This is a genomic window from Pedobacter ginsengisoli (genome assembly GCF_030244015.1).
In the GTDB taxonomy this organism is placed as follows: Bacteria; Bacteroidota; Bacteroidia; order Sphingobacteriales; family Sphingobacteriaceae; genus Pedobacter; species Pedobacter ginsengisoli.
The window spans coordinates 447,759-460,506 of the sequence record NZ_JASSYX010000004.1; the positions used below are offsets into that span (position 1 = coordinate 447,759).

The 12,748-nt window shown below is 40.1% G+C and carries 10 protein-coding genes; 1 reads left to right on the forward strand and 9 read right to left on the reverse strand.

Translation table 11 applies throughout. The features are described from left to right. Positions 1-7: 7 nt before the first annotated feature. Together QEP08_RS19210 and QEP08_RS19215 are read right to left on the reverse strand one after the other, a co-directional pair. Entirely contained in the window at positions 8-2,407 is a 2,400-nt protein-coding gene (locus QEP08_RS19210; protein ID WP_285060302.1) for a GumC family protein, read from the reverse strand. Between the two features lie 14 nt (positions 2,408-2,421). Then, complete coding sequence (locus QEP08_RS19215; RefSeq protein ID WP_285060303.1) at positions 2,422-3,198, reverse strand: polysaccharide biosynthesis/export family protein; 777 nt, start codon at positions 3,196-3,198, stop codon at positions 2,422-2,424. A gap of 201 nt (positions 3,199-3,399) precedes the next feature. Here QEP08_RS19215 and QEP08_RS19220 point away from each other — a divergent pair, with 201 nt between their 5' ends. Beyond that, a complete protein-coding gene (locus QEP08_RS19220) occupies positions 3,400-4,128 on the forward strand; it encodes a tyrosine-protein phosphatase (protein WP_285060304.1) in 729 nt (242 codons plus the stop codon). Positions 4,129-4,135: 7 nt separating this feature from the next. On the opposite strand, the gene QEP08_RS19225 is transcribed toward QEP08_RS19220, so the two are convergent. From QEP08_RS19225 to QEP08_RS19255, 7 genes are all read right to left on the reverse strand, one after another. Then, complete coding sequence (locus tag QEP08_RS19225) at positions 4,136-5,806, reverse strand: capsule assembly Wzi family protein (protein ID WP_285060305.1); 1,671 nt, start codon at positions 5,804-5,806, stop codon at positions 4,136-4,138. Positions 5,807-5,850: 44 nt separating this feature from the next. Next, a complete protein-coding gene (locus QEP08_RS19230; RefSeq protein ID WP_285060306.1) occupies positions 5,851-7,419 on the reverse strand; it encodes a hypothetical protein in 1,569 nt (522 codons plus the stop codon). 62 nt (positions 7,420-7,481) lie between these two features. Continuing rightward, positions 7,482-8,618, reverse strand: coding sequence for an MraY family glycosyltransferase (locus QEP08_RS19235; RefSeq protein ID WP_285060307.1), 1,137 nt, complete (start codon positions 8,616-8,618; stop codon positions 7,482-7,484). Positions 8,619-8,706: 88 nt separating this feature from the next. After that, complete coding sequence (locus QEP08_RS19240; protein WP_285060308.1) at positions 8,707-9,597, reverse strand: glycosyltransferase family 2 protein; 891 nt, start codon at positions 9,595-9,597, stop codon at positions 8,707-8,709. A gap of 3 nt (positions 9,598-9,600) precedes the next feature. Continuing rightward, positions 9,601-11,289, reverse strand: coding sequence for a DUF4091 domain-containing protein (locus QEP08_RS19245; protein ID WP_285060309.1), 1,689 nt, complete (start codon positions 11,287-11,289; stop codon positions 9,601-9,603). 13 nt (positions 11,290-11,302) lie between these two features. Continuing rightward, positions 11,303-12,121 (reverse strand): glycosyltransferase family 2 protein, encoded by an 819-nt coding sequence (locus QEP08_RS19250; protein WP_285060310.1) that lies wholly within the window; start codon positions 12,119-12,121, stop codon positions 11,303-11,305. Between the two features lie 32 nt (positions 12,122-12,153). After that, positions 12,154-12,744 (reverse strand): LbetaH domain-containing protein, encoded by a 591-nt coding sequence (locus tag QEP08_RS19255; RefSeq protein WP_285060311.1) that lies wholly within the window; start codon positions 12,742-12,744, stop codon positions 12,154-12,156. Positions 12,745-12,748: the final 4 nt, after the last annotated feature.

A 12,748-nucleotide genomic window follows, 5' to 3' on the forward strand; every position in this document is an offset into this window, starting at 1 on the left:
AAATTTGTTAAAATCTTTTAAAGAAGTCTTTTATGTAAAACCAAAAGCCCTTATTATTTTGTTTCGTGTCATCCGAATAATAGCCATAACCATAGCCATAACCATAACCATAACCGTAGCCATAGCCATAGCTACCTGTAATCTGTATTCCATTCAATATCAGGTTAAACTTAGGAAACTTATTAGTCAGGTATAATTGGTCAAATTGTGCAATCTGTCTTTTAAAGGTAACTCCATGTCTTACGATATAAATAGTAGCGTCACCTAGTCTAGCTAAAATCTGAGCATCAGTAACTAAACCAATAGGTGGCGTATCTACGATTATTTCATCAAAATTCTTTCTCAAATAATCAAACAGATTTTCAATTTCATTACCGATTAACAATTCAGAAGGATTGGGAGGAATTGGCCCAGATCCTATTACCAATAAATTGGAATGTACATTTGAAGGCTGGATTATATCGTCTACGTTTGCCTTGCCAATTAGATAGTTGCTTAAACCGGTTTTATTATTCAAATTTAAATACTTACTTACTTTTGGCTTCCGTAAGTCCAATTCCACCAATACAGTTTTCTTCCCGCTAATCGCCAGGGCAGTTGCAATATTACTCGCTACAAAACTCTTACCCTCACCAGACATACTGGAGGTAAATAAAGTAACAAAACCGGATTCTGATGTGCGCTTGCCATGGACGAATTGGAGATTCGTCCTAATGGCTCTAAACTGCTCGGCGATTGCTTTCCGGCTGTTCGCATGGACAACAATAGCTTCATTCCCCTGCTCGTATACCAATTCTCCCAGAATCGGTGCTGAAGTTAATTTACTGATATCGGAAGACGCTATTACCTTATTATTGATTAAATCTTTACCATATACATAGCCTACAGGTAATACTATTCCCAAAACAAGTGCAAAAAGATAAGTTAGAGCCTTTCTCGGTTTGATAGGGCCTCCGCTCGAAAATGCTTCATCTACAACCCTGCTATCTGCTACTGATGATGCATAGGAGAGCGCAGCTTCCTCTTTCTTTTGCAGGAGATACAGGTATAAACTTTCTTTTATGCTTTGCTGCCTTTTTATGCTGATAAATTTACGCTCTTGCCCGGGAATTTTTTTTATGGATCCTTCATACTGAGTGTTGTAGGATTTGAGTCCTTCAATAGTATTCCGCAATGACCCTGCCATACTCCCAACAGTAGATTTCAAGGAATTTCTTGTGATTTCTATTTGTTTATCAAGAGATTCGAAAATGGGATTATTAGGTTGAGTTGTGGCTAGTAAATTAGCCTTTCTCAACTGTAAATCTGCCAATTGGTTAATTTGGGCCAGCAATGCCGGATCATTGATACCCATAGTGCTTGGAAGCTTCTCATCATTTCCTTCAGAATTGATATAGCGTTGTACCTCTTCAATAACTCCCAATTGTAAATTAGCCTCATTTAATTTTGCATCAGTAGCCTTTACATTTTCAAGGTAAAGGCTAGCTTCACTACTTATGTCTGTTAGTCCCTGGCTGCTTTTAAAACCTTCGACATCTTTTTCAACATCCGTTAATTCCCCTGAAATTAAGGCCAATCTCTCTTCAATAAAATCTATTGTACTTTGAGTAGTCCTGTTTTTGTCAGCAAGCCCGGCCTCATTGTACACGTTGACAAGTGTATTTAAAAGATCTACCCCTCGCTTTGGAACTGTAGTTTGAAATGTCAGCTTCAAAACGGTCGACTGCTTATTTGCAACCGCAATATCCAATTTTGAGAGACAGTCATTAACTGCGCTTTTTGGATCTATAAATTTAACCGAATAAGTACGCTTTTGTTGATTAATGAAGAAAGGGGTTTTGATTATCCGATAGGTTCCAAAGTCGTTTCTTTGAAATTGATTTAACTCCCCGCTTACAGACTTCCCTGTCTCAATTTCTTCCAGTTTATAATGGCTTGCGTCTGGAAAACTCAATGCAAATTCCTTACCAATGGATTTATCATCCATCTGTGTTGTTAGAAAATCGATAGGTCTTTGCTCATAAATTTCTTTACTCACAACTCTAGCTTCAGCACTTATAAGCACATCTAAACTCAAACGCTTGACAACTACTGTCATTAAGCTTTTCGATTTCAAAATCTCCACTTCGTTTTCGACAACTTTTGATCCACCGAAAAGCTCAAGCTGACTTAACATATCATCAGGCGAAGTTCCCTTTTTTTCGTCCTTAATCAACAATGTGCTTGAAACCTGATAAACTGGCTTCGTATATCTCAAATAGACATAAGCAAGACTGAGAGAGAGCAATATTCCAACAAAAAAAACAGGCCAATGATATAAATACTTTGAAAATATCTCTGCAATATTAAAGGACGTCCCCTCAACATCTTCTTTCTCAAAATTCCCTTGATTTGTTCCACTATTCATACTATTCATTACAATTAAAAACGGCTAATAATTAAAGCTATAACCGAAAGAGCGGACAGGACTATACTCACATTCCTATAGCTGGAGTCTACACTCGCATATTTCGCAGTTCCTGGCTGTATATACAATATATCATTGTTTTGAAGAAAATAGTTTGGTGAATTGAAAAGCGCACTTTTCTGTAAATCTATTCTGATAAATTGTCTTTTACCCTGAGTCTCCCGGATTAACAGAACATTGTTTCTTACGGCCGTTATCGTTAAATCTCCAGCGAGACTCAACGCCTCAGTTACAGAAATTTTCTCATTCTGCACTGGGTAAACTCCCGGTCTTGCTACATCACCCAATATAGAAACTTTGAAATTAGCTAATCTTACATTAACCACTGGCTCTTTGAGAAAGTTGACGAGTTTGCCAGTGATTTCCGCTCGGGCTTCAGCAATCGTTAATCCATCTACATGAATTGCCCCCACTAGTGGCAGCTGTATCTCACCTTTTTCGTCAATCATGAAACCGTTTGCACTATTTATAGGATTTGCAGTACTACCAGCTGATCCTTGACTAGAGCTTACGTTCCCAAAATTAAATATCGCCGAAGCTTCAGGATTTAGACTGCTCACTGTTAAAGCTAGAATATCATTTTTCTGCAACTTTAAAACATTGTAATTTTTTATCTGTTGAACTATCGAACTGTCAACTGGCAAATCAGTAAAGTAAGGGACAGATTTATATTTAACACCACAGCTACTAAAAAAAATTAAAGTAGTTATTAAGTAAAAAAAGTATCTCATAGGCTCGTAGATGCGTTTTTATTTTTATTCATTGCAAAGATAGTATTTAAAGACGTATTGAGATTAGATTAAAGTTAATTAAATCAACTGATTATATTCATTACGCATAATTTGCACCTGCACTGCGCCATAAACAAAAAAGATGCCAGCTATTTTAATATTTAGCTATCTTTATGTTTTTAATAATTTAAGTTAGAATAAATGATGTTTTTCAATCGTTCCAATAAATCCAAATATAAAGATTTCACCAGTGTTGGTATAGACATGCATTCTCACCTGGTGCCTGGAGTTGATGATGGCGCAAAAGATGTAGCAGATAGCATACAAATTATTTCAGGGTTAAAAGAACTTGGATTTTATAAACTGTATACAACTCCCCATACACTTCAGGACATACATCCCAATACTCATGAAAGTCTAAAAAAAGGACATGGATTGTTGGATGGACAATTACCAGAAGGCATCACCCTTGATCTTTCATCTGAATACTATATGGATGAGCAATTTGCAATTCAGGTTTCAGAAGGAACGGTAATGCCGCTTCCTGGAAATAGGCTACTCATTGAATTTAGTCAGATTTCACGACCTCATGATTTGGAAGAAGTCTTCTTTGATCTTGGAATAAAGGGCTATCAGGTCATACTTGCTCATCCGGAACGTTATCTTTTTTTTCACAAGCATTTCGATTACTATACACGGCTGAAAGAAATGGGTGTAGAACTGCAGGTAAATGCTTTGTCCTTAACCGATCATTATGGAAAGCATATCAAATCTATAGCTGAAAAACTGATTGAAAAAGATATGATCGATTTTATTGGCACAGATATTCACCATGTACGCCACATTGAAGGCTTAAAACGTGTCCCTGAAACCAAATCTTTTTCCCGGCTTGTTGATAGTGGGCTACTAAAAAATCAGAGTTTTATATAGCTATCATTTAATTAAACCTGTACATCACCCCTAATTTGAAATGGACATTGTTCACGTCCGTATGTTCAAATTTCCAGAAATCAGGTGTTTGTCCATTATTGAGGATGTACTGATAGTTGAATGAATGTATGTATGCCAAGGCTGAATTGAAAATAAAGTTTTTATAATCCCAGCTAAATTTACCAGTCAGACCTAAGTCAGTCCAATGCCTGCGTATATCCAGTGCCTTGAGATTATACATCAAATCGTTGTTATGAGAAAGTCGCTCCATTTGAAGTCCAATCTTCTTCAGTCCTTTCACCCAGCTTACATCAAGCGATTGCAAATTGCTGCCCGGACCAATGCCTGCACCCAAGACCTGTCCAATATTTGTATATCCATCTCTGACACCAGAATGATGATACCAATATCCAGCAGGTCTTACGGACTTTGTGCCTGAAGATTCCAATTGAGTAAGCTCAACTCCAAATTGAATGTATTCATCCTCTCTTATGAGTTCAACCAGCTTTCTGAAGCCAAATATGTAAGCTCTTGTATGTTCGGACTCTGAAACAAAATCGCGTAAATTATAAGCATGATCCTCGCGTCCGTATTGAAAGTAGATTTCTGCCTTTGACTCTGGCATAACCCACCGGGCAGAAATAGCAATGAGCTGATCACGGGTAATTTTTTCTTCACCACTTTCATCAGCTTCAATATTCGACTTTTCGATTGCACTAAACAGTGGCAAATAATTACCGATTTTTCCATTTAGCTGGTCATGGTACATCATAAAAGATCTATTTAAACCAAGATAAAGACCAGGTACCCATTTGGGCTGATAACTCAGGGCAATTCCTGATAGATACCGCCAGTCATCTGGCTTGGCTTTATAATTTGGCCCTTCGGGAAGAGGAACTCCTGAGGCTTCCAATTTACCGCCAATGATCTGGGCTTCAAATGCGCCTACAGGGGTACTTACAGGTTCAGTCGTATTGATTGTTATGTGTTTGAATCCAGGGGCATTGTTGCTCATCAACAGTGAGCTGCGAATACCTGGTCCCCACCACAGGTTTTCATTCGAAAGTCCTGCCGAAACAGGGCCGAAATTTAAGCGGATACTGCTTTGCCCCCATTTTAGTTTTGAGTATGCTCTATCTCCAAATCTATCAGGCATATCAATACCATTATAAAATCTATAATAGTTTTGAGCAATTTCATTCCCCGCCTCAGTGATCTCACTAAATTTAGAATTTTGTGCATAGACATACTCCGGCTTTAACTGTATGCTCAAGAAGCCTATTTTGGCAAAGAGACCTGCAGAAAACATCGTCTGATATCCTTTAGCCGGGATCATTGCCCCGTCATTCATACCATACGGATGGTGAGTATTAATCTGGTGTTGCCACTCGATTGGCAAAGCATATAATGCAGACTTGCCTTTACTCCACAGCAATTTGTTTAAATCCATCGTTTTAAGACCCGCACCGTCCGGTGATAGGTATACCTCGTTCTTGTCTGTAAGAAACAATGGTCTGATTGTGAAAGAAGCATTTGAAGCATCCTCGCCCAACAATTGCTGACGGCGATAAGCATCCTCAATGTTATCTAAAGAGCCAACAGGCAGTGTCTGCGCCACCAGGGAACCGGAAAAAGCAAAAACGATCAACATTCCGGTTAATAATATTTTATTCTTCATCTTTAAATCTTGAGGTTTTCTTATCAGTACTAATATAGTGAATTTTAGAAGTCTTTATATAGGTTTCTAAATGAGGACCTTACTCCTATGTTAAATATCTGCTGTTTATTGTTACTCAGGTCATTTGTCTCTTTTCGAAATGCATGCCCAAGCTCTATTCTTAAATTATTTTTAGGATTTAGAATATAAGCGAAGGTAGTTTCGGAATAAAGGAGGCTGGTCTTTAATCCGTTTCCTATAAAAATGCCTTCATCAGCAACCCTGGTATCATAGTTTTTATAAATGTCCTTGCCGTAGTTCAAGCCATTAACATCAAGCCCGTATTTTGCATAATTGAGTTCAAAACGAAGGTCGAAACGATCTATACGATAACTGGCAATTCCAATCCATTCCTGAAAGTTTGCTCCGAAAGGATGGGCAAGAGGTTGGTTGTAATGTCCATAATTCTTAAAATGGCTTACAGCCGAATAAGAATAAGGCCTTACTCTGTTCATCTCTACCTGGGCATACAGATTGTCTACATGGAACAGGTCAAATGCTTTGATACCCAACTGTCCCCCCTGTTTATTTGCCCAATGTCCTTTTCCGGAGAAGATATCTTTGGCGCGAAATTCATTGATCATCAACTGGCCGTAGGCTACGTAGCTATCTGCAATTTTATAACTGGCTGTAAGACCAAGCAGGGCCTTATCCGGCGACCCGTTGGCATTTTCCACAGGCCTCACAAATACAACCGGGTTTAAATAGCTGAACTCAAATCCCCGTGGCTGCCACATGATGTTTTCAAACAATCCAACACTCAGCCGCTTTGTAGCATTCCAGTGCAGGTAATGGAAAATTCCATACTTTTTAGGGAATGGAACATCATCTTTAAGCTGGTCAAGATCAATATGCTCATGCAGGTCGATAAATTGCGCAAACATGGCCATGTAACGGACCTTGCCCAGCGTAGCCGTGACCTTGGCAAAAGGGTAATTAAAAGAATTATCGGACAAAAGCAATGATCTGTACCCGTCGCCTATAAAGTTTTTATCGTAGCCGAGCTGAAAGTTCACATATTTGGAGGGGGTATAAGAAATTGTTCCGCCTGAATATCCGTAGTCAAACCCGCCTTTTCCAAACCTCCGGGCTAATCCCTGACCGGGAACTACTCCTAAGCTATTGATGTAGTCTGTGTAATAGTTTGCGAACTTGCCCTGGTTTTCAAAAAGATAACTGCTGAAAGCGAACCGTTTTCCTATTTTGCCTCCGATCTCAATGCCTCTTGTATTCAGATACAAACTTTTACCGTTCTGGGTTCCAATCTGCATGTCCGGCAAGAAATCCGCATAAAAGCTGTAATCAGGCTTGTTTACTTCGATAAGATGTTCTGAAAACAACTTTCTGTATACCCAATTTTTGCTTTGCCAGTCCCTGGTTGTATATAGAGATTTGAGCAGGGAATCTTTAGTCTGATCTGAAATGTCAGCAATAAAATAAGACCGCAGCCCGGTATGAATTCTTGAAGAATCACTAAAATAAATCTTTTTTCCCAGTTTATTGTTCAAATCATGCCCCAGCGGCAACAACTCGGCTTGTCCATAAACACTTTGAAGTGCTGTAGTAAATAGCAAACAAAATACTAACCTAAATTTTGTACATCTCATTAAGATCCCGAGGGCGCATTTAATTAACGTTAGTTTTCTGTGATTTTCTCCAATATTTCCTCACCAAAGCTTTTGACCATAACAGGCTTTTCAGGTGCGTGTGCTTTGGCCAGCAATGATCTCTTGAACGACTCTATGTAAAGAGACAATCCACCGTTCAACGCAAGGACTGTCAGTACCAGGACGCTGATAAGCTGGGTATTGTCTAAATTTTGAAGCGATAAAGCCATGACTATAAATAGTACATTCGTAACAACCAGCACCAGTGTCGATTGCATGTGGCTCAGGCCAAGAAATAGCAGCCGGTGATGAAGATGGTTGTTGTCTGCCTTAAATGGTGAAGTATTTCTCAGGATGCGCAAGGTAAATACCCTGATGGTATCAAATATAGGGATGATGAGGATGGACAAGGTGAGTCCCATTGACGATTCAATTTTTACGCTCCCAAAAACGACATGATGATGGGACGAGATATCGATAAACTTGATGCTGAGCACTACGGCAATAAAGCCAAGCAACAGGGATCCGCAGTCTCCCATAAATATTCTTGCTGGCGTCACGTTATAAAACATAAAGCCTATTAAAGACCCTGTTAAAGCGATAGAAAGGTAAGACCAGCCAATTTCCCCTGCGTTCCAGAACAGGTAGGTATAGATCAGGGACAGCGTGACACCCAAAGATGCAGCCAGGCCATCGATGCCATCTATAAGATTAAAGGCATTGACAATGCTGACGATGAATGCTGTGGTGAGTATAACACTGCTGTAGTAGTCTAATGCTCCAACGCCTAAAAACCCATGCAGATCATCTATCCTGATGTCTGCGACCACGGCAATGATGGTTCCGCTAATGATTTGAGCCACCAGTTTAACTAAAGGCCCTAAGCCGATGATGTCGTCTTTAAGACCGGTCATAAATAAAATAAGTCCGCCAGCCATCAAAACATTTGATTGGGGAACGAGGTCAGATTTAATAAAGAGAGAACATGAAAACAGGAAACTTGTAAAAATGGCAATGCCCCCGAAATTGGGCACAATACGTTTATGGACCTTTCTGATTTCACTGGGGTTGTCAAACAAACGTTTCTTAAATGCCAAATTAATAATCGATGGTATAGAAAAAGCGGCCATCAATAAACTGGTAAGGAAGATTAAACTTAATAACATGTAGAGCTTTTTTTCAATATGTACAATGGTTGATTCTGGCGGGTATTTCAAATATTGAGCCAAAAATACGTAATATGGACTTGAGTCTTTACGTAAAAGCAATAATTTTTGCCTTTTTGAGGTATCCCGATTTACCTTTTAACACAAATAAAATAAGGTTTCTGAGTACCGATATGCCTTTTACGGTTATTGCATAAAATTTACCATGGCATTTTTTAAAAAATAGATTCCGGCTGTATTCGTACATGCTGATCTTTTTAAAATTAAAATATGACCCTTTCTCTTGTGAGGCTCCTTCGAGATGTACAATTTGGGCGCCTGGAATCAGTACAGATTTATATCCTGCCTTTTTCAGTCTGAATGACAATTCTGTTTCTTCAAAATACATAAAGAATTCCGGATCGAAGTTGCCTGTTTTCTCCAGTGCGGACTTCCTGATGAACATGTCCGCACCTGTAATATAGTCGACTGTCTTATTTTCAGGGGAATAATTTACGACTCCACTGCAAATGTGCTTATTGAAGTAATCTTTAAAGAATACATAAAATCCGAGCAGGGAAATGGCCTCGAGCATTGAGGGGAAATTTCCGAAGCACATCTGATTTTTACCATCAGGATAGAATAACGCGCCACCGCAGCATCCTACACCTGCGTGATCCGGCCTTTCCATATAATCCCAAAAAATAGCGACCGCGTCGTTGAGCAAATAAGTGTCAGAATTGATGAGGAAAACGTATTTGCCTTTGGCTCTGTCGATACCAAGATTATTTGCCCTGCCAAAACCTACATTGTCAGAATTTAAGATAAGTTCAACTTCCGGATAATCATCATTCAGACTTGTTATTGACCGATCCCGGGACGCGTTATCGATAACAATGACTTCATAGGTTTGCTTCCTCGTGCATTGCTTAATGGAATCTATGCATTGCCTGGTAAGGGTTGTTGTATTGTAGTTTACGATGATAAAGGAAACGTCCATTTCTTATTTTGTCAATTCTTCAAGGATCTGTCTGCGGACAGACCTGAAACTGGTGATGTCCATATTGTACCGGTCAAAGCTATAAATGACCTTACTGACCAGCGCAGCGGCCTTAGACGGGCTTCTTTCTCCAAGCATGCTCAACAATTCATGGTCATACATACCCGCTCTCATCAGGTCCTGTCTGATTGAGGCATACAGGCCATTGTATTTTGGGTAAACCAGCCAGGAGTCGCCACCGGGAAATATACTGTTGCCATCAACTCTGTCCGCCTTTTCTGTCGGGGAATCTACCCAATAGTTGTAGCCCCAGTTCAGGTTACCTTTGATGCCGTATTTGTAGGAAATCCAGGGCAAAAGCCTGTTTTTGAGCGCCGGAAGTTCGATAAATCGGTTGGCAAAATTGCCCTGAGGAAGCCAGCAAGTGTACAACCAGACCATGTCGCCTTTGCTTGCGCGTTGCTTGAAGAAAGACTCATGACCGGCCAGAAATTCCAATTGAGGCACCCAGACGTCAATTGAGCCTGCGATGTTTGTGGTACTCAGGGCGTCTATAATTTTTAAGTCGGGCGCGTAAGTCTTGACCAATGCGCTTACAGCTCGATACGAAGCTGCATCGGCGTCTGTAGGTTCATCAATCAGGTGTTGAAAATAAGTGTCGTACCAACCTTTTGCTTTCAAATGTCTGACCAGTGCGGGAAAAAACTGAGCGTGAAATGTTCTGGCACGCGGGTCATTGATGGCGATGTTTTTCATCTGAAATATGCCATTTGCATCCTTTTCCATATGGTTGATGACAAAGGGCGCATCCCATGCCCCGTCCCTTCCTCCTATATGTCCGCCTTCAATATATTGGGCCACACCATAGCGCTTGAATATAGAGACCAGTTTGTCAAAATTGCTGAAATCAAATGTAAATCTTCCATTGCTGAACCCGTAGATGATCTCCCGCAATGGAGAGATGTAAAAAACGTTCTGCCGGTATTCCTGCATATTTTTGGCGACAACCTCCATAAGCTCCCAATATTTAGGGCTATAAGGAATTACTTCCTGGCCGCGATTCATATATTTCAGCTTGGCAAAAGGAGGGCTCATTCTGTTTTCATAGAAAAGCCAGTTGGAATTGAGCAGTCTCGTATTTTTAATTTTAACCGGGTACACTTTAACACTAAGTGGCCGCTCGGTTTTTAGGAGCCTGCCTCTGCTCATCCATGAAAAGATCAATTTCCCTTTATAGATGCCCGGGGTTTGTGCAAGATCTACAGGAATGCTGATCCAAATAGGCTGATTTCTATTTGCGGCAATATGCTGGGGAGCAACGTCAAAAATTGGATCGGGATAATACTTGTCGTCAGCGCGGATCCGGTCTGGGGCAGGCGCTCTACCTGCAAGGTGGTCAAGTTTGACATAGCCAGGGTATCCTATATTACATTTGGCAAGTTTGGCCTGGCCACTGACAGCCGGGACATAAGAGACTTTTAAACTTTTAAGATTAACCGGCGAAGTGAATACATACTGGAAAGTGGCATATTCACCTAATGCAACATGTGCTATCGGAGTGCTTTCAGGTAGATTCTTTTGGTATCTTAAAACTTTGACTAACGGGTCAACGGAGACAATTGACTGAGCGTTCACCATCGTAGTTGATAAAGTCAATGCGATAAAAAAGAGACAAGTTATTTGGGTTTTCATAAGACAGGTCTCATTATTGGATTTGTTTTGAGGTGCGCCGGTTCAAATGCGTTCTTTCTGTATCCAAGATCCACCCCCATTTATTAAAATATTTAATGGCTGATGCAATATGGTATTTTAACAAGGTCTTATTGACATACGATTCTTTTTTGTAGCCGTGCAATACCTCTGCCCCAGGATAAAAAATTGTTTCCGAATGCTGGTGTATTCTGCGGGTCAGGTCATAATCCTCAAGATACATGAAATATCTCTGATCAAATAGCCCGGATTTTTTCAGGACATCGTTTCTTAAAAACATAAAACAACCGGATAAGCTAGGTGTATTGATGATTTTATCGTAATTGAAGCCCTCTAATTCATATTTTTGATTTCTTCTTTTTGCCCATTCTGCATTTTTAAAGAACCGCCTTCCAATAAGATCAAAAGGTGTGGGAAGTAACTTGCATAGCGGTTGGATCGTGCCGTCGACATACAGGATCCTGGGCATCAGCTGGCCAACTTCAGGATGTTCTTCCATGAAAGCATAGATCTTTTCCAGCGTAAGCGGCCCGAAACTGATATCAGGATTCATTACCAAATGATATTTAAAACCTGATTCCAGGGAAAGCCTGATGGCGATGTTGTGACCGGCGCCATAACCTATGTTCTTTCCATTATGTATATACTCTACATCGCCGCCCTGGTGTTTCATGTTCAGCTGATCAGTTGACGAATTGTCAACAAGGTACAGTTTGATACGAATGGAACTATTTAAGATATTCGCTACCAGCTCCTTTAATTCCTGCGGATCGTTGTGATAGAGAACTACTGAAATAGACAATATAGGAAGCATTATTTATTTTTATAAAGGTTCTTAAATGATAATTATACTTTCACCCAGCGGTTTGTTTTAAAATCAAATTGCTTCACTACCCGCGCAGGCGAACCCACGGCAATTGAATTGGGAGGAATGTCTTTGGTGACAACCGATAACGCTCCAATAATCGAGCCCTCTCCTATTGTGACTCCCGGCAATATGCAGACAGATTCACCGATCCAAACGTTTTTTTTGATATAAACCGGTTCAAATGACGCTTTTCTACTTGCGGGAATGGTCGATGGATGATCGCTGTCTGATAGTGTATAGCTGCCGTGATTGTTATCGGATATGAATACCTTACTGGCGATTAACACATTGTCACCGATTTCTATGTAATCAACGGCCGCGATATGTACATAATCGTTTATTTGTACATTTTCGCCGATCAGGACATTAATTTTCCGGTCCGTGTTTTCGGGAAACGATTCTATTCTGCAGCCAAATCCGCTAGTGAAGCCTTTCCCGATGGATATGAAACGTCGGTTTCTGATGTCAAACGGAAGACGGATCAGCCTGGCGCCGGGGAAGAAAATCCTGGTATAAATAACTGAAAACATTAACCTTAGCGCCCCAAAAACTCCGTACTTCTTTAACATACTA